The 17,275-nt window shown below is 59.1% G+C and carries 16 protein-coding genes; 7 read left to right on the top strand and 9 right to left on the bottom strand.

Annotated elements, in window-relative coordinates; genetic code table 11:
* Positions 1 to 455: 455 nt before the first annotated feature.
* Complete coding sequence (locus IRZ31_RS04235; protein WP_297149952.1) at positions 456 to 1,397, bottom strand: class I SAM-dependent methyltransferase; 942 nt, start codon at positions 1,395 to 1,397, stop codon at positions 456 to 458.
* Between the two features lie 704 nt (positions 1,398 to 2,101).
* Between IRZ31_RS04235 and IRZ31_RS04230 the strand changes: the two genes are divergently transcribed.
* The 7 genes from IRZ31_RS04230 (at position 2,102) to IRZ31_RS04200 (ending at position 8,892) form a co-directional block, all read left to right on the top strand.
* A complete protein-coding gene (locus IRZ31_RS04230) occupies positions 2,102 to 2,362 on the top strand; it encodes a ferredoxin family protein (RefSeq protein WP_112427959.1) in 261 nt (86 codons plus the stop codon).
* A gap of 169 nt (positions 2,363 to 2,531) precedes the next feature.
* Entirely contained in the window at positions 2,532 to 3,227 is a 696-nt protein-coding gene (locus tag IRZ31_RS04225) for a hypothetical protein (protein ID WP_297149949.1), read from the top strand.
* Between the two features lie 710 nt (positions 3,228 to 3,937).
* The gene (locus tag IRZ31_RS04220) at positions 3,938 to 4,147 is read left to right on the top strand and encodes a hypothetical protein (RefSeq protein ID WP_297149946.1); all 210 of its coding nucleotides are present in this window, start codon (positions 3,938 to 3,940) and stop codon (positions 4,145 to 4,147) included.
* Positions 4,148 to 4,407: 260 nt separating this feature from the next.
* A complete protein-coding gene (locus IRZ31_RS04215; RefSeq protein WP_297149942.1) occupies positions 4,408 to 5,166 on the top strand; it encodes a Bax inhibitor-1 family protein in 759 nt (252 codons plus the stop codon).
* Positions 5,167 to 5,641: 475 nt separating this feature from the next.
* Positions 5,642 to 5,989, top strand: coding sequence for a thioredoxin (trxA, locus tag IRZ31_RS04210; protein ID WP_297149938.1), 348 nt, complete (start codon positions 5,642 to 5,644; stop codon positions 5,987 to 5,989).
* A 216-nt stretch (positions 5,990 to 6,205) separates the two neighbouring features.
* Positions 6,206 to 6,949: a GntR family transcriptional regulator gene (locus IRZ31_RS04205; RefSeq protein WP_297149935.1), complete on the top strand. Its 744-nt coding sequence runs from the start codon at positions 6,206 to 6,208 to the stop codon at positions 6,947 to 6,949.
* Between the two features lie 506 nt (positions 6,950 to 7,455).
* Positions 7,456 to 8,892 (top strand): tetratricopeptide repeat protein, encoded by a 1,437-nt coding sequence (locus tag IRZ31_RS04200; RefSeq protein ID WP_297149932.1) that lies wholly within the window; start codon positions 7,456 to 7,458, stop codon positions 8,890 to 8,892.
* Positions 8,893 to 9,235: 343 nt separating this feature from the next.
* On the opposite strand, the gene IRZ31_RS04195 is transcribed toward IRZ31_RS04200, so the two are convergent.
* From IRZ31_RS04195 to IRZ31_RS04160, 8 genes are all read right to left on the bottom strand, one after another.
* Positions 9,236 to 10,075 carry a HepT-like ribonuclease domain-containing protein gene (locus tag IRZ31_RS04195; protein WP_297149929.1) on the bottom strand — a complete coding sequence of 280 codons (840 nt, stop codon included), beginning with the start codon at positions 10,073 to 10,075 and terminating at the stop codon, positions 9,236 to 9,238.
* A gap of 512 nt (positions 10,076 to 10,587) precedes the next feature.
* Positions 10,588 to 11,001: a molybdenum cofactor biosynthesis protein MoaE gene (locus IRZ31_RS04190; protein ID WP_297149927.1), complete on the bottom strand. Its 414-nt coding sequence runs from the start codon at positions 10,999 to 11,001 to the stop codon at positions 10,588 to 10,590.
* A gap of 79 nt (positions 11,002 to 11,080) precedes the next feature.
* Entirely contained in the window at positions 11,081 to 11,332 is a 252-nt protein-coding gene (gene moaD, locus IRZ31_RS04185) for a molybdopterin converting factor subunit 1 (RefSeq protein ID WP_297149924.1), read from the bottom strand.
* Between the two features lie 56 nt (positions 11,333 to 11,388).
* On the bottom strand, positions 11,389 to 12,960 hold the full coding sequence (locus IRZ31_RS04180; protein ID WP_297149921.1) for a leucyl aminopeptidase: 1,572 nt from the start codon (positions 12,958 to 12,960) through the stop codon (positions 11,389 to 11,391).
* Between the two features lie 35 nt (positions 12,961 to 12,995).
* Positions 12,996 to 13,403, bottom strand: a complete 408-nt coding sequence (locus IRZ31_RS04175; RefSeq protein ID WP_297149918.1) for a response regulator — start codon at positions 13,401 to 13,403, stop codon at positions 12,996 to 12,998.
* Between the two features lie 97 nt (positions 13,404 to 13,500).
* Complete coding sequence (locus IRZ31_RS04170; RefSeq protein ID WP_297149916.1) at positions 13,501 to 15,360, bottom strand: ATP-binding protein; 1,860 nt, start codon at positions 15,358 to 15,360, stop codon at positions 13,501 to 13,503.
* Positions 15,361 to 15,671: 311 nt separating this feature from the next.
* Positions 15,672 to 16,094 carry a hypothetical protein gene (locus IRZ31_RS04165; RefSeq protein WP_297149914.1) on the bottom strand — a complete coding sequence of 141 codons (423 nt, stop codon included), beginning with the start codon at positions 16,092 to 16,094 and terminating at the stop codon, positions 15,672 to 15,674.
* 390 nt (positions 16,095 to 16,484) lie between these two features.
* Complete coding sequence (locus tag IRZ31_RS04160; protein WP_189361457.1) at positions 16,485 to 17,021, bottom strand: RNA polymerase sigma factor; 537 nt, start codon at positions 17,019 to 17,021, stop codon at positions 16,485 to 16,487.
* Between the last annotated feature and the right edge of the window lie 254 nt (positions 17,022 to 17,275).

Genomic DNA, 17,275 nt, shown 5'->3' with positions numbered 1-17,275 from the left:
TATATAAAAAACTATAAATTATCGATCCCTTGACTGACATCAACTTTGAAGCAGTGAGTCGGAAGAAAAGCAGGCGCTCAGCAAACAGACCGTGAGCAACAATGGTCGCTATCCAGCGGAAAGGGAAAAGAAAAAGAGCAGAGGCTGGACGAGTTCAACGATGAGGGGGACAGCTGGCAGTAGAGGAAGCGAGCATCTCTTGACACCTTAGACAGACAAGAGCCAGGCTGGCCGCCACGGTGTGAGCTGTCTGCGCCTGACCAGGCTGGACGGTAGGCAGCATCTTCATCGCCAGGGCTTCCTTTCAACTCAACGTCGGAGAGCCGGTGAACATCCACAACATCGGAAAGGCGGAAAATAGCCCATAGGAGACTCTCTGTCAAGCAGGTGGAAGGAGAAAAATGCGGAGCAGCTTCCTGCCTTTCTGCCACCCAGGCCAACCCTTGCTGACAAGCTCAGCGGCTCCAGCGGGCGAAGATTGCCGTTGACAGCAGGCGTTGAGCGCTCTCCTCCACCAGGACCATCTCGCCGGTCGTAATCGTGCCACCATAACCGCGCATCATCTCCTCCAGAGCATAGTACAAGCTGAGGGCCGAGGCGCGGATCGCATACGTGGTCAGTACCACGAAGAGCGGCTCCTCACTCAGCAGTGAGCGGCAGGTCTGCAACAGTGTCGGGAGCGACTCCTGCAGCTTCCAGACCTCGCCACGTGGGCCTCGGCCAAACTTCGGCGGATCAATAATCACCCCATCGTAGCGCGAGCCGCGGCGCACCTCGCGCTGAGCGAACTTCAAAGCATCATCCACGATCCAGCGGATGGGGCGGGAACTCAAGCCAGAAAGCTCCTGATTGGCGCGGGCCCACTCCAGAATCTTCTTTGAGGCGTCGACATGGGTGACGCTGGCCCCGGCGCTGGCGGCGGCCAGAGAAGCCAGACCCGTATAACCAAAAAGATTCAGCACCCGTACCGGGCGCCGACGAATCCCAGCGCTCACCAGCTCTGCCAGCCAGTTCCAATGGCTTGCCTGCTCAGGAAAGACTCCAAGGTGACGGAAAGGTGTAGGAGCGGCCCAGAAGCTCAGATGTTTATAGCGCACCATCCAGCGCGGCTCAAGAGGATGACGGAACTGCCAGCGCCCATGCTGCTCCTGATCTTCTGACAGCGGTGAACCGCTCACGAAAATTGCGTCGGCCTTTTCCCAGAGCTTTCGTGGCAAAGCAGGCTGCCAAAGTGCCTGTGGCTCGGGACGCACAAAGCAGTAGGGGCCAAGGCGTTCCAGGCGGGCTCCTGCCCCGCTATCCAACAGCGCATAATCCTGCCACTCCCCTGGGGCGAGCAAGAGCAGCGAAGGTCGTTCCGTGGGCCTTGAATTGAGCTGATCTAGAAGCTGACCCATGCCAATACTCTAAAAGATCACAGCCGTTTTGGCAAGATGTGAGTTGTCCCTACAAGGCTCAACGGGCCATTGCCATTGTTATCTTCACCCGAGGCTCCACGCTGGCTGTGCTCTGCTAGAGTAGCTGCTGCGACCCTGCTTGCAGCGCGGGCAATCCTCCGCAGCGCGCATCGTTCTGCAGAAAGCGCACTGTGAGGCAACTGAGAGAGAGGGCCAGACTGATGCTGCGAAGAGAGGCGAAGGCGTGGAAAAGCAGTGATCTGGAATTGACATCGAGTTGCCAACCTTCTATACTGAACTAGGCTACAATCCGTGCCTGTCCATTGAGCACAGCAGCCGCCAGCGGAACATCGGTGGCCCTATCTACGGACAGGCTCAAAGCAACGACCGAAAAGTTAGACTTGTGGCGGCGCCGAACCCACACCGGGCGGTCCCATTGCCAGAGAGAGTCAGCAAAGCAACGAGGCGCCCGCGCTCTCTGAAAGGACTGAGCAGCTCAGGGGGGCGCTGACCGCGAGATCGAGAAGACAGGTGGGGTCTGATCGCTTGCTGACTGCCAAACCTTCTTGCTGCGAGGAAGACGCGCAGGCCCCAGCTCGGATCAAGCTCATCTCAGAGGAAAAGGAGGCGGCGCTGTTCCCCCTTCCTGCTTACAGGCCGAGCGTGCTATGGCGTAGGCAGGGGTTGATGCGCCGGAATGTTGGATGCCCTACGTGATCACTCAGCCGTGCATTGGCGTGAAGGATGCTTCTTGTGTTGATGTCTGCCCGGTAGATTGCATTCACCCAACGCCGAACGAAGAGGGGTTTGAGGAGAGCGAGCAGCTCTACATCAATCCCGATGAGTGCATCGACTGCGGCGCCTGTGAGCCGGCATGCCCGGTCAACGCCATCTTTGAAGAGTCGGCGGTGCCTGACGAGTGGAGGCATTTTATCAAAATCAATGCCGAATTCTTCAAGAGGTAGAGAGGCTGAGCCGAGGAGGCAAAAGGAAGGAAGCGGAGCGTGCTGGTCGCCTGGCAACGTGAGGGGCGGGCAGACCATCGATCTGCTTGAGGGACTGAAAGGGCTGTGATATAATGCAGGTGCATGTATCATCGAGGAGAAAAGAACTTTTATTGAGGGAGCTGCCCCTATGCCAGTAACGAGGCGCAGACGCGCGAATCCACCAGAGCAACCGGAGAACGACAACCATAACCATGTGGCGGAGCAAGGAGAGGAGGTTGCAGCCGAGCCACTGACAACGGAGCAGGCTCCCATTGTACCGCTGGATGGTGAGCAGGCATCGGCAGCGCCTCCCCGCCAGGGAGCACAAGCTCCCACGCAGTCGGGAGAGGCTATCTCGCTGCCGTTCCCGCCCAGTGAAGCACTCGCCACAACCGCCGGCCCGGGAACACCACCGGTGGCCAATGGCGAACGCCCACCAAGTGAGCGGCAAGGTCCCGACTATCTCCCTGCTGTGCCTGCGGAAGGTGGCCGTCGTACGGCTCGTGAGTACTTCCGCCGACCGACAGCGGCGATTCCCACCAGTGCCCCTGGTCCAGTGGCAACCTTCCAACAACCGTCACCTCCGGCCCCATCCCATGAGATTACCTTGCCGCTGGGCAATCTCTTGCATCTGGCCTATAATCCCAGCTATACTGGCGCCGAGGAGGCACGCAGCCAGTTACTGCGCCGCCTGGAAAGCGAAAGTAAGGCTGGTGGACGCGCCCGCTGCTGGAACTGCGGTTCCCTGGCTGTCGTCTACGATCGCTGGGAGACACGCAGTAAGGCCTTCGGCGAGGTTGGTGTGGCCTATTGCGAGATCTGTGGCGTCTGGAGTGTCATGTAAGCCAGTGAGTCGCCGCAGGTGGTGAGGTGGGCGCTGGCTGTCCCTGCCCTGCCCACCTTATCTTGTCTTACCCTGTGCCGCCGCTCCAGCCCGGGCCGGTATCCCCGGCTGACCCTCGCTGAAGGAGCACCGATCGGACAGACAAGTACCTGTCCTGTCTGGCTCATCATCCACAGCCGGGCAAAGCCTGGCCTGACTCTGTACCGAGATGCTGACCAGCCAGCCGGTCGCGTATGGAGGTCAGCAGCTGGCTTTCTCTGCTGGTTGGTAGAGCCGGGCGCGAACAACAATGGAGAGCTGGCTGATCAAAAGTGTAGGCAGAGCGGAGGGAATCCCCCAGCTTGGTGAGAGATCACCTTGCCTGAAGCTTCGGCCTGGGGCAAGTCGTGTCAGTGTCATAGATGTGGTAGGCAAGCAGAAGGGTAGGCAGGCGGAACCAGCAAGGAGGGTGAGGATAGAAGGGGAGGAAGAGCCTGACGCGCAATCCGTCTCCTGCCAGGCCATGCGCTGATCCTGGGTGATCCGCCCTGGCTTCACAGAGGCAGGTGGGCGAGAGGAAGGAAAGGATTGATGGATGGAACCGGTTCGGTTCAGTTGACTTTCCCCAGCTGCTAGTTCGGCGGCTTATCTGTATGCCTGCTTCCTCTCCCCACAGTCAGGTGTTGCTCTCAGGCTCGTATTCCGCACTGATCTGAAGGAGTGAGGGATTTATGCCGACGAGTCAGGATCAGGAGAACGAGACGCTGCGTCGCTGCCCTCGCTGTGGGGGCCTTCTCTACAAGCCCCTGGGTAGCAGTTTCTATTGGCATGCCGATAGTAACCATCCACCTTGCGATATTACCAATATCGCCGAATCCTCCTTCAGGCCGCGCAGTGTAGAGGCCGAGAACCCGGCAGAGGGGCGTGAGTCCGCGAAATAAATCCGCCCTGCCGGGCGTTTCCTTTTCTGGAAAAGATCCGTGCTGAGCCTGAAGAAAAGGGAGAAGAAGGAGAAGGCAGAGAGCAAAGGAGGGAGGGAGTGTACAACTTCAGGCACACGACTGCGTAATATCTTGATGAAGGAGGAAGCAAGAGACGACAGCGGCTCTGGCTATCGCCGCGCAGAAAGGCTGTGCCCAAGCGCATCGCAGCGGAGCCGTGTGGCAGCGGAAGCAGCTTGTTTCCCTGAGTGAGGTGAAGCATGTATAATCCACGCTATAATTCGCCGTTTGGTATGGGAGGAGAGCGCAATAACTGGCTTGGCTCCTATCCTTACCAGACGATTCCTTACGTCAATGAGCGGGCGGGGAGCCTGGTTAGCAAAGTCATGTTGCTGCTGGCCATCTCCTTCCTGGTGGCCTGTATCGGTACCTTTGTCGGTATCTCCTTCTTTGCTCAGGTTGCCGGCTTGGGAGCCTACCTGCTGGTGGCCTTGGGTGGCCTGGTCGTTCTGTTTATCCTGCAGCTGGCGATCAATGTCCACGGTCTGAATCTCTTCCTGCTCTACCTATTCACTTTCCTAGAGGGGATGTCATTGGCGCCCCTGGTGATGGCCCTCACGGGCGCCGGTATGGGGAATATTCTCGGTGAGGCCTTCTTGATTACGGCGTTGTCTTCGTTAGGGCTGGCAGCCTACGCCTGGACCACGCGCCGTGACTTCTCTGGCCTGGGGAAGTATCTCTTCTTCGGCCTGATTCTCTTGCTGGTGGCGGGCATCATTGGCCTCTTCTTGCCCGGCCTCTTCGGCACGGGCGTGGGTGGTCTGCTGATTTCCATTGTCGGCATCGCGATCTTCGGCGGCTATGTGCTCTACTATGTACAGCGCGCCAAGTATCTGGCCGACACCTTGCCCAACGCCATCATGCTCACTGTCGCCATCTTTGTGACGGTGATGAATCTCTTCCTCTACATCCTGCGCTTCCTCATGATCCTGCAAGGAGGAAGCCGCAGCAATCGCTGACAAAGACAAAGCGGAAAGGCGGCCCTGGCAAGCACTTGCCTGGATGAATGAGGGTCAGTCATAGCGAATCAGGCCGACTGACTGGTAAAGGCCGAGACATGAGGCAGAGCAAAGTCGACCCGACCCGATCCAATCCCATTGACCTGGTCGAGGCGATGGTCCTGCCTCGACCTTCTCGCCAGGCGAGCAGTGAAAATGAGAGGATGGGAGGAGAGGAGCAGAAAGGAGATGGCTCTGACTCAGCTCAGCAGCCATCGGCTCGGTCAGTGTGGCAACAGGACTGTTGTCATAGTCATGGCGCTGGCTATTGCGGGAGCCTCGCGCCGCTGAGTATAATCAAACGGTGGCCTGGCTCTCTGGAATAAGGGCAGTGCTGCCATTGTTTTTCTAACTGAAAGCCTTTGAGGCTATCTTTGCTTCCTCAAAAGGCAAGAAAGAAAACCCATTTCCATTCCAGGGAAAGAGAGTCACGCGAATGGCTGAGCGTTCCAATCTGTTCCATATCAGCGATAGCGACTTCGAGGCGCGGGTGCTCAAGTCTCCGACGCCGGTGATCGTCGATTTCTGGGCAACCTGGTGTCCCCCCTGTCGCGCCCTCGCTCCTACTTATGAGAAGCTGAGCGACGAGTATGAGGGGAAGCTGGCCTTTGCTAAGATGGATATCGACGAGAACCAGATCACACCCATGCGTCTGCAAATCCAGGCCGTCCCAACGCTGATTGTCTTCAAAGATGGTCGAGAGGTAGCCCGCTTGGTGGGTCCCCATCCGCTGCGCCTGAAGAGCGAGATCGATCGCATCCTGGCTCAGGTCAGCGTCGCCTGATCCTCTTGCTAAGCGGGTAAAGGGAGAAAGTAAGAGGCAGTGTCGAAGGAGAAGTGCGACGATGAAGGCTGTTTCAAAAACCGCCCGTCTGACTCGCACTTCTCCATGTATGTCCCCCTCTCGACGCTTTTCGGCTTTTATGATATATTCTTCTCATCATCCTGACTGCCTAAGAGGTAGAATCCTGTTGTCTGGACATAGGGGGGACTGTATATTATGCCAATGTTGGAACGTTCGAACCCGCTGCCGCTCTATTACCAGCTCAAAGAGGTGCTCAAGCAGCAGATCCGCGCCGGGCATCTAGCCCCACATACCGCTATCCCGTCCGAGCCGGAGCTGGTGGCGCGCTACCGCGTCAGTCGCGCAACGGTGCGGCAAGCCCTGACCGAGCTCGTCCATGAGGGCCTGTTGTATCGTCAACATGGCAAAGGGACCTTTGTCTGTGAGCCGCGCGTGCAGCAGACGCTCAGCGAGCTGAGCAGCCTGAGCGAAGACATCCGCCGCCGTGGCAAGCGCCCGGGTGGCTTGCTGCTCGTTAGCGAGCTGGTTCGCGGCTCTGAAACGGTGCGCGAGCGCCTGCGCCTCCTCGATGAAGAGCAGGCGATTCGTCTGGTGCGTGTACGGACTGCCGATGAGGTGCCGATCGCTTACGAGGTCGATTATCTGCCATATCCGCGGGCCACGGGCATCTATCAGCGGGCCAAGGAACTGGGTGAAGGCTCACTCTATAGTATGATGGCCTCAGAGGGCCTGACCCCCTATATCGCCGAGCAGAATGTGAAAGCCGCCCTGCCCTCGGCGCGTGAGGCCGAACTCCTTCGCATTCCCCCGGACGAACCCGGTTTGCGCGTCACGTGCACCACTTTCGATCAAACCGGCTCACCTATCGCCTATAGTGAAGTATTCTATCCAGGATCGCGCTATGAATATATGGTAACATTGCGTGTCGCCAAGTCCTAAATGAGCGGTCGCTGACTGTGGAGGTGGTTGGTGAGCGAATTCTACTGCAACTCTCGCATCTAGAGAGATGCGGGGCCAGCGCCTGCTTTCCTCGCCTGCCTCGTACGGTGCTGGCTAAAGAGACAGCTCGCACCTGCTGTCAGCTGCCCTGTGTTGACTACCTGGCTGCCCTGAAAGACGATCTGCACACAGAGCAGGCCGGCCTTGTCTGGCTGAGGGTACTGCAGAGGAGCATATCAGCTCCGCTCCCAGTGAGGCCGGTCTGCCTTGGCTGATAGCTCCTATTTCTTGTCTTCGTACATATCTGTTGAACTACTTTTGTTATAAATTTGCCACCACCCTCTGGCCTGCACTTTCTTCTCTTCGCCTGGCCTCCAGGAACAGACTAGAAGAAGCCCTGGCAGCATGTTATACTAGGCCGGGACGTGCTTTTGCGTAGAGCCTTACGCTGTTGACCACTATTAGTCAAGCACGCTCTGATGAGCAATTAAGAAGGGTAGCTACTGATGGAAGACATACCACAAAGAGAAGGGGCTGCTGAGTCGGGGGCTGCTGCTCAAAACGGCACGGCAGATGTTCGCCGTCGTGAGGAGCAGGAGTGGACCGATCGCGGCAATGAGGCGGCGCGTGCCGGCGACTATGAGCAGGCGGTGGCCGCTTTTGAGCGAGCGGTGGCTGCCAATCCCGACAGTGCCCGCTCGCGTTACAACCTTGCCTTAGCACAGCAATATCTGGGTGATCGGGAGCTGGCCATTGCCGGCTATCGACGCGCCATCGATCTTGATCCTGGTCTGATCGAGGCCTACGTTAACCTGGGCCATCTTTATAGCGAGCTGGGCCTCTATGAGGAGGCTATCGAGACCTTCCAGCAGGCGCTGGAGATCGATCCTGAGAACGATGAACTCTATGTCAGCCTGGGCGATGCCTACCGCCTCCAAAACCTCTATCAGGATGCGGTACAGGCCTATCGGCAGGCGCTCATCCTCAATCCTGATCATCCAGTGGCCTCCGCGAACCTGCGCGACGTGCGTGGGCGCATCAATGACCAGCTACGTCGGCTCATGGCCCAGGAGGCGGAGATCGATGAGAACCCTGCTGATCCCGCACGCTACGGTGAGCTGGCCGCCATCTACCTCGACATGCGACGCTACGATGAGGCCCTCTCGGTCGCTAACCAGATGCTGGCCCTGGCGCCCGACGACCGGGCGGCTTACGATGTGTTGGCCCAGGTCTATGAGCAGATGGGTGAGCGTGATCAAGCTGCCCAAACGTATGAGCGTATTGTGAGCCTCGCCCCAGAAGATGCCACTGCCTGGGAACGGCTTGCGTACTGGCGCTCACTGCAAGGGCAGACGGAGGCTGCGCTGCAGGCCTATCGTCGCGCCCTGGAACTTGATCCTCAGCTTCAGAGCGCCCGCTTCGGCCTGGCAGAGACCTCTATGGAGGCTGAGCGCTATGAGGAGGCTGCCAGCGCTTATCAAGAGCTGATCGCTGCCGCCGATGGTCTGCAGGAGGAAGAGCTGGCAGCAGCCTATGCCGGCCTCGCCGATGCCTACAACGCTCTGGGCCGCTATGAAGAAGCCATCGCAGCGGCCAGCGAGCTTCTCCAGCGTTTCGAAGATGACGCAGAGGGGTACTATCAGCTGGCTACTGCCTACGATGCCCTCGGACGCTATCAGGAGGCCATCGAGAACTACGAGAATGCCATCGAATCCGACCCCCTCAATGCTGACTACTACAACGATCTGGCTGATACCTATCGCGAGGTCAAACGCTACAATGAGGCGGTTGAGATGGCCCGGCAGGCCATAGCTCTGGACCCCTCGCTGGTGCTGGCCTATGAGACCCTGGCTCAGATCTACCAGGAGATGGGGCGGCCCGACGAGGCACGCGAGATCCTTGCCCAGGCAAGCGAGCTGCGTCAGGCCAGTGAGGCCCTCTAGCCCCTGGTTGGTCTCGTCCTTCCCTCGCTCAGCACCGTTCAGACAGGCAGGCAGGGAGAGAAGCGGCGCGATGCGGCACGGTGCAGCGCGGTGCAGCGCGCCGCCCATTATCGGGATGTCAACGCCGCAAGAAACATTCTCCGCGAAGGATTGCGTATGTTGTCCGCTTAAGCGGGCTCAACCGTGGGACACACGGGGATCGCTTGGTGCCGCAAGGCAGAACTCCCGGGTACGGGAGTGCTCCCAAGAATCCCACGGCTTTAGCCGTGTGGAGTGTCAAAACGGACCCATCCCCTTGGAAACGGGTGGCTCCAGGTTGCTCCGCCCGCGGTTCACCGCGCTGCTATGGTTCCAGGCGGCCTTTGATCGTCTCGGCGAAGCTCTCCAGGTCATCCAGGCGCTGTCGGATGTGGTCATAGAGCAGATCGCGGTTCAGCGTGCCGGGATCGCGGATAAGGGCATCGCGCAGGTTCGTCAGAACCTCCAGGCGGTAGGCAAGCGTCTTGGGAATCAGTTGCTGGGCCGCCACGATGCTCAGCAGTTCGTGGTAGTCCTCGGGTCGGCGCAGGCCGAAAGAAGCGACCAGGATGCTGCAGATCTGCAGGCAGGCTTCAATGGCAAGCTGAAGGTAGCGCTCTGCCAGGCCATAGATACGGTAATCGCTGGTGAACTCCTCGCGCTGCGTCTCCCCCAGGCCGCGCAAAATGCCGATAGCCTCGCTCAGCTGCTGCAGGTGACGCTGTACCAGGTCCTTATCTATCGGCAGCAGTTGTTGCCGCAAGCGGCGGCTCAGGGCCTGATTCTGAATTTCGTCGAAGCGCTTGAAGTCCAGATAGTCCATGACCGCCTTGGTCTCAAACATGATGCGCCGCTTCTCATCGCGACTGTAGAGAACCTGGCCGTACTTGATCACTTGCAGCTTGAGCAGCAACGAGGCCTGATTGAGAATCATGACATCAATATTCTCGGTCTCCAGGCGCCTGGCCAGCTCGCTGAAAAAGTAAAGCTGATAGTCGAGGAACTGATCCGAGCGCACCTGGTCCATCAGGAGAATGGCAATATCGATATCGCTCAGTTCCCCGAAGGTCGTGCGTCCCTTCAGTACGCCTGTCAGATACGCGGCATTGACGGGATTCTGGGCGAAGAATTGGTGAAGCTGTGCCTGCTTCTCAAAGAGATTCATCAGCAGCCTCCGATCAAACTCCTTGAGGACTGTCGGGAGACAGTAGCAGAAGGCTTCAAGGAGTATCCCCCATCCGTTGAGAGACCGGGGGTGCTTTTCTGCCAGTCCTTTGCCTGCATGCAGCAGTCTGGTAAGAAGAGAGGCGCTTTCCTCTCTCTTCTACTATTGTTATGTAATATTCTACCATAGAAATGAGCCTGGGATGGCCTCCTGACCTCTGCGCCCCTGCTCAGCTGACAGAGAGACCAGCCTGCCCGCTCATTGACGGGCTGCTCTTGACCTTGCTCTCCTCGACGGGAAGGAATGAAGGCGGAGTCGGTGGAGACACTCAGCAACGCGCAAGGATCAGGAACATGTTTCCTGGTTAGCTGACTGGCCTAAAACTGGCCTTGGAGCTGGCTATCCAGGCGTAGTAGAGAGCAGGATCGCGTCCAGACCAGCCTGGGCCAGCTCCCTCCGCTCTTGGCCTGTCGACATGCAGCGCCGCTCAACTCAACTCAGCTCAACTCAGCTCAGCCCTCTACCCAGGCTTCTCCGTCGAGGCTGACCTCTTTTTTCCAGATTGGAACGGTGGTTTTGAGCGTGTCAATGATGTAGCGGCAGGCTTCAAAGGCTTCGGCACGGTGTGGCGTTGCAACCACGATAATCACGCTTGCCTCTCCAATCTCCAGGCGGCCAAGGCGGTGAGCGACTGCTACCCGCTCTGCCCCCCAGCGTTGGCGGGCCTCCTCCACAATGCGCCGAATCTGCTGCTCGGCCATCTCGGGATAGGCATCGTACTCCAGATAGCGGATCTGTTTGCCGCGTGCGTGGTTGCGCACCACTCCCTCAAAAATGACAATGCCGCCAACCTCGGGCGCGGCCACCGCGGCCAGCAGCGCCTCGCGATTCAGCGGCTCGCGCGTAATCTGAATCACCGGCTCCATAGGCCCATCCTGCCAGGTAGAAACTCCTCCCCTCTCCGGGGGTGGGGTTGGTTGGTTGGCTGCTTGCTCGCTGGCAGCCTCAGGCTGCCCCACCCCCGAGCGGTGGAATAAAGACCAGCTCATCGTCTTCCTGCAGCACTCGGTCCGCGGGGACATATTCGCGATTCACCGCGCACAGCGAGCGCTCCAGGATTGGCTGCAGGCGGGAATAGCGAGCGCTAAGCAAGGCCCGTGCTCCGGCCACGTCGGTCCCCTCGGGCACCGTCAGAGTCTCGGCATCCTGACCCACGATCTCGCGTAATCCCGCAAAGTAGCGTACACGGATCTTCATGCCAAGAGTATATCACGCTGTTCGCGCGACTGTACAGCTAGGCATAGCTGTTCAGCTTAGCTTTGAGCAGCGGCACGCCGCATGACGAATTCGGCCAACGTTCGCACCGCAACCCCCGTGGCTCCCTTCTCTTGATAAGGCTTGGGGCTGTCCACAAAGCTCGTGCCGGCGATGTCCAGATGCGCCCAGGCTGCCGAACCGGCGAAGTGTTCCAACACCTTGGCGGCAGTAATCGAGGAGGCGGGACGTCCACCTGTCTGCTTGATATCTGCCACCTCACTCTTAATCTGCTCGCCGTACTCTTCGTCCAGTGGTAGACGCCACAGCTTCTCTCCCACAGCCTCGCCCGCGGCAATGAGCTCTTCGCTCAGACGCGTATCATTGCTGAAGAGGCCCGTGTAGACATGTCCTAGGGCCACCACGATGCCACCGGTGAGCGTCGCGACATCGATGATCGGGGTCAGTCCCTCGCGCGCAGCGTAGGACATGGCGTCGGCCAGGATGAGCCTTCCCTCTGCGTCCGTGTTGACGATTTCAATGGTCTTGCCATTCATGATACGCAAGATATCGCCTGGTCGGTAAGAGTGCCCATCAGGCATATTCTCGCTGGTGGGAACGAGAACCGTCACATTCAGGGCTGGTTTAAGGCGAGCGATGGCCTGAATCGCCCCCAGCACGGCAGCGGCTCCGGCCATATCTCCCTTCATGGTCACCATACCGTCAGCGCTTTTCAAGGAGAGGCCGCCGCTATCGAAAGTGATCCCTTTACCGACCAGCGCCAGGCCACCAGCCTGCTCTGGCGCGCCGCGATAGCGCAGAATAGCCAGGTAGGGCGGTTCACTGCTCCCACGCGAGACTGCCAGCAAGCCCCCCATGCCCAGCTCTTCCATCTGGGGGCGCTCCAGCACCTCACAGGCCAGGCCCCATGTTTCGGCCATGCTGCGGGCGCGGCGCACCAGCTCGCCGGGCGTCAGAATATTGGGAGGCTCGTTAACCAGATCGCGCGCGAAGTTGGTCGCCTCGGCCAAAATGCGACCCCGCTGCAGGGCGGCCTCAAGCGTGCTGCTATCGTAAGCTGCCTGCGCTGGCCCAACCTGTAACAGCAGCTCGCGGATAGCCGGCTCATACTCGCTGCCTCCATTGCTACGATAGCGACTGAAGCGGTAGAGTCCGAGAAGGAAGCCTTCCACCTGGGCTTGCAGGGCCGCCAGCGTTGTCAATGCCTGTGGCGAGCCTGGTTCGGGCTGAAGGCTGATTACATCGATGGCCAGAACCACACGCCGCGCGCCTTTCTCCTGGAGCTGGCGAGCCAGGGTTGCGCAGGCTCGCCGCAGGGTACGCGTTGCATCGCGCTCCAGATCGCCAAGCCCGAGCACAATCACACGCCTGGCGGCTAACTTGCCCGGCGTATAGAAAGTCGTAATCTCCCCGCTGTGGCCTTTGATCTCGCCGCGGGCGCAGCTTTCCTGCAGCAGGCCCTCCAGGCGGGCATCCACCAGTTGGCCAGGGGCACTCAGGCGGGCCTGCTCGCTCCCACGGGGACGACCCGCACTGACCACGAGTGCCTCGCAGGCAATCTCTGTGACAGGCTCATTAGTCAGTCGAAGATCGAGTTCTACAGTCTCCACAATCTCACTGGCTCCTTTGCGCAAAAGTCATCATCTTATGAGGTCCAAGAACCTAGCAAGCGCTCAACCAGATCCAACAACTGACGCGGCTTAAAGGGCTTCAATAAGTACTCATCGTAGCCACCGGGACCCGAGCCGCGGGCCTCATCGGGAGGGTAGGCCGTGACAGCCACGATTGGCACTCTCTCCATGCCCGGGCGGGAGCGGATCAATTGAGCCGTGCGTTGCCCATCGAGGACGGGCATCAGCAGGTCCGTGAGGATCAAATCGACCTGCACCCGGTCCAGCAAGTCCAGCGCTTCGCGGCCATGCATCACTGAAAGGCAGCGGTAGCCGCGGGAAGAGAGGACCTTCTCTAGCAGAAGGCGGTCAGAAGGATCGTTCTCGATAATCAGAATTGTGGCCTCACGTCCTGTGGAAGATGCACCGGTATCCATCGTCATCGACCGTCACTGTCATCCTAGATGCTTGTCTTGGAGAAACGAGAGGTGGCTGGCATGGGCAGAGCAGACAGCATTGACCTGACTGGCTCGTTCGGACTCATGAGCGGCTCTGGAGCTTCGGGCTAGCTGCCAGGGGAAGCACAAAGGAAAAAATCGAGCCGCGCCCCGGCATACTTTCCACGAAGACCTCGCCACCCTGCAGTTCCACGAGCTTGCGGGCAATTGTCAGGCCCAGGCCAGTGCCTCCAAACTTGCGCGCTGTGCTACTATCGGCTTGGCGGAATGCCTCGAAGATGTATTCCAGCGCTGCCGGCGAGATACCGATCCCGCTATCATGCACAGCAATACGCAGCATATCATAGCGTTCCAGGAGACTGCAACGGATGGTAATGCCACCGCGCTCGGTGAACTTAATGGCGTTGGAGACCATATTGACCAATACCTGGCGCAGACGGTAGCTATCGGCCAGAACTCGCGGCAACTCCTCGGGCAGCTCCAGCTGCAAGGTCAGGTCGCGAGCGAAAGCCAATGGCCTCAGTTGATCCACCACCTCGCGCAAGCAGCCCTCAATAGCCAATGGCTCAAGGCGCACCTCCAGGCGATCAGCCTCGATCTTTGAGAGATCAAGCATGTCATCGACCAGGTGCGACAGATCCTCGGCCCGGCGGATCATAAAGCGGATATGCTCTTCTTGCTCCGGCGTCAGCGCTCCCTCGACAAAGCCATCTACCAGCAATGAGCCATAGCTGATAATACTGTGCAGGGGAGCGCGTAGCTCATGGGTGACCGTGGCCAGGAACTGTGACTTCAACTGATTCGCGCGTTCCAGAGCGACATTCTTCTCCTTGACCTCGGCGAAGAGCAGGGCATCCTGGATGGCCATCGCTGCCTGGATGGCCGCCGTACTCAACAGGAAGGTATCGCGCTGAGTCAGTTGATAGGGGCGCTCGGAGTAGAGCATAATCGCCCCGATCGTCTCGTCTTGCAACAGGAGGGGTGTGGCGATCACCGCCCCATAGCCAGCCTCTAGCGCCAGCCGGGCCCAGCGCTCCTGACGCTCCTGGTAGATAGCCTGCACGTCCTCTCCATAGGCGATTTTCTGTTTCTGCATGGCCATACGAGCAAGCAACAGGTCCAGCTCGCGGAGCGCCTCATGAGGGATGCGAGGATGAGGAGGCTCCACACGAGCAACGGCGGCCTGCAGGCGTGGTGGACGGATCACTCGCCGCCGGGGGGCTGGGGGCATCGGGCGTGGTAGCGCCGCCATTTTCGTGGTAGCTGCCAGCGTGATATCAGCGCGTGGGTCTGTATAGACACGTACCTGACCCTGGCGCGACGTCTCGCCAGTCAAAGGCTCGGTGCGCGGAGGGTCGTTGCTCCACAAAGCCACCGCCCACGGGGCAGGCTGATCCCGCCCATAGAGCAAGAGCGAGACCTGGCGCACCTGCATAATGACCCCGAGGCGAGAAACGATCTCGGCCAGGAGGTGCTCCAGGTTGAGCGTTGAAATCAGAGCATCGCTCATACTCAGCAGGTCGCTCAGCTGCCGTGTCAACAAGCGACTTTCAGCATCCTGATGCGCCAGGGCCGAGGCGAGCTGCTGAAAAGCCTGAGAGAGCGCTCCTAACTCGTCGCGCGGAGATAAAGTCGATGGAGGCCCTGACGACGTGGCGGAAGGTGTGCGGGGAGGCAGCGAGAGCGGCAGGCGCAGACTCTGCTCTACCCGGCTCAGCAGCTCAGAGAGGGGGCGATTGACGAGCTGGCGAACGGCAATGCTGAGGAGCAGGAAGCCAGGGGCGCAGGTAAAGAGCAGCAAAGAAGCAAGTGCCAGCCAGACATGGGGGAAAGCCGTCTGATGAGCTGAGAAATAAGAGAGCAGAGGCCAGCTCAGAGCCAGGAACAGGCTCAGGCAAAGGAGGCAGATCAACCCCGCCGCCAGAATCAGTTTAGCGCCCAAAGAATGCACCATCGCACGCATGCGAGCACAAGCCTCAGCAATAGATAAGGGGAGGGCGGGATCCGATTCGTCCTCCCCTCCACGTACCGCGCTGGCAAAAGAGCTGGTGCTGGTCTGGCCAACCCCAGCGACATGGGCAGCGCGGCGAGGTGGGCAGTCAGCTCCGCTGAAAGGAGGCTATAGCACCCCACGAATCAGAAGGACGTCCAGGCCGGCAAGGCCATGAGTGGCCCTGCTCTGCTTCTTTTGCTGACCGTCACTTGCGGGTGGACCTACCTGGCCACGCTCCGCCATCCTTTCAGGCTCCTTTATTATAACGGATGAGAGGGAGCCTGTGTTAGCGGGGTGACCGCTGTGCCAGCTCTGGCTGGGGCGGTATCATCCTCGATATGTTCCACATAGCCGCTGCGAAGCAAGCGAGCCACAGTACAGGCCACATCTTGCTCATCGCGGTGGACGAGACGAGCGATCTCGCTCAGGCTTCGTTTCCCATTCAGCAGCAGAAAGACCAGGCGTTCGCGGCGATCGAGCTGAGAAATAATTTCGGGCCTGGCCGCCTCGGGAAGCGCGCGAAAATAGACATCTGAATGCAGCTCACCTCGCATCGCCGTATCCGCGGCAGCGGTGCGCTCCAGCCTCGGGGAAGAAGCAGCGGCAGGCGAGGTCAGCAAGATCGGTGCGGCGCGTGTCGCGGCATGCTTCAAATATTTACTGAGACCCCAAGCTCGTAGCATGACATCCCTCCTAACCTATTCAGTTCGCACTGCGAATCCGCCCCCTGGTTCTTGAGAAGTGCCTGGGACCCACCACTACTACATTATACTCGTGGCGCCTAAGAAGGTTGGTTGGCGCAGGTTGCAGCGGAGGACAGTGAGAAGAAGGAGGCAAGGGACGGAAAGAGAGGCGAGCGAGGGCTGCCGGTGATGCCGCAGGGCAGGATGACGCAGGGAAACAGGTGGACGAAGAGAGCATCCCGCCATGAATAGCGCCAACAGTGAGAGCAGCGGCAGGGCAAGGGATGCCAGCAATGGCCAAGGAGACAGAAAGGCGAAAACATCGTGTGGAGTGATGCGCCCTTCCCTGCCTGGCTGACAGTGCCGGATCATCACCTTCCTGCGGCGGAGTTACTTAGAGCCGGCCCCTCGCTCTAACGCCTTATAGTGTTCCCGGAACGACTGACGCGCGCGCGACAGATACATCTTCACACCGCTCTCGGCGATGTTGAGGGCCTGAGCGATCTCACTGTAGGAGAACCCTTCCTGAGTATAGAGCAGCAAGGCGGCCCGATATTGCTGGGGCATACGTCGCAGGGCGGCGCGCACCAGCTCGGTCGTCGTATAGACCTCCTGTGGATCAGCGCTCTCCACATCGGCTGGCTCGTGTTCGAGGTCCTGCCAGGGAAGCCAGGCGATCAGCTTCTTACGACGCAGGGCGTCATAAGCCGTGTTGGTCGCAATACGATAGAGCCAGGCCGACACCTTGAGATTGCTGTCCATCTTCGGCAGAGCGCGGAACGCCTTCAGGAAGGTATCCTGAGTCAGGTCATCTGCCTGCTCGCGATCGCCTACCAGATGGTACACATAATTATAAATAGATGTTTTATACTCGTCGTAGATCTGATCGAAAGACCAGGTCCTCTCTTTCGTTTCCGCCCTAGCCATGCGCGACATCCCTTCGATGTTGACTATAGCTAGAATCTCGTTGTCCCTCGCTCATAGCCAGAGCCTGCCAGGGCAGGGTCAAGCATGGGGGAGGAACGGGAAACCTACACCTTAGTAGCATTGCGCTATTCACACTGCTGCTCTCGTATGCTGTTTATCATGTTAGCATATTGAGCGGGTTCGTTGAAAACGGTTCTGTTTATGTTAGTACTATTTGGGGGGCGGCCTCTTTTGCCAGCGAGGGGCAATTATGA

Origin of the sequence: Thermogemmatispora sp. (assembly GCF_019683635.1) — a bacterium.
GTDB lineage: Bacteria > Chloroflexota > Ktedonobacteria > Ktedonobacterales > Ktedonobacteraceae > Thermogemmatispora.
Note: the sequence above shows the minus strand (reverse complement) of the source record. Positions and strands in the feature narration are given on the sequence as shown.

What these genes read in the sequence shown, in the direction of transcription:
- IRZ31_RS04235 (WP_297149952.1), bottom strand. Translation starts at nt 1,397, where the DNA reads ATGGGTCAGCTTCTAGATCAGCTCAATTCAAGGCCCACGGAACGACCT.
- IRZ31_RS04230 (WP_112427959.1), top strand. Translation starts at nt 2,102, where the DNA reads ATGCCCTACGTGATCACTCAGCCGTGCATTGGCGTGAAGGATGCTTCT.
- IRZ31_RS04225 (WP_297149949.1), top strand. Translation starts at nt 2,532, where the DNA reads ATGCCAGTAACGAGGCGCAGACGCGCGAATCCACCAGAGCAACCGGAG.
- IRZ31_RS04220 (WP_297149946.1), top strand. Translation starts at nt 3,938, where the DNA reads ATGCCGACGAGTCAGGATCAGGAGAACGAGACGCTGCGTCGCTGCCCT.
- IRZ31_RS04215 (WP_297149942.1), top strand. Translation starts at nt 4,408, where the DNA reads ATGTATAATCCACGCTATAATTCGCCGTTTGGTATGGGAGGAGAGCGC.
- trxA (WP_297149938.1), top strand. Translation starts at nt 5,642, where the DNA reads ATGGCTGAGCGTTCCAATCTGTTCCATATCAGCGATAGCGACTTCGAG.
- IRZ31_RS04205 (WP_297149935.1), top strand. Translation starts at nt 6,206, where the DNA reads ATGCCAATGTTGGAACGTTCGAACCCGCTGCCGCTCTATTACCAGCTC.
- IRZ31_RS04200 (WP_297149932.1), top strand. Translation starts at nt 7,456, where the DNA reads ATGGAAGACATACCACAAAGAGAAGGGGCTGCTGAGTCGGGGGCTGCT.
- IRZ31_RS04195 (WP_297149929.1), bottom strand. Translation starts at nt 10,075, where the DNA reads ATGAATCTCTTTGAGAAGCAGGCACAGCTTCACCAATTCTTCGCCCAG.
- IRZ31_RS04190 (WP_297149927.1), bottom strand. Translation starts at nt 11,001, where the DNA reads ATGGAGCCGGTGATTCAGATTACGCGCGAGCCGCTGAATCGCGAGGCG.
- moaD (WP_297149924.1), bottom strand. Translation starts at nt 11,332, where the DNA reads ATGAAGATCCGTGTACGCTACTTTGCGGGATTACGCGAGATCGTGGGT.
- IRZ31_RS04175 (WP_297149918.1), bottom strand. Translation starts at nt 13,403, where the DNA reads ATGACGATGGATACCGGTGCATCTTCCACAGGACGTGAGGCCACAATT.
- IRZ31_RS04165 (WP_297149914.1), bottom strand. Translation starts at nt 16,094, where the DNA reads ATGCTACGAGCTTGGGGTCTCAGTAAATATTTGAAGCATGCCGCGACA.
- IRZ31_RS04160 (WP_189361457.1), bottom strand. Translation starts at nt 17,021, where the DNA reads ATGGCTAGGGCGGAAACGAAAGAGAGGACCTGGTCTTTCGATCAGATC.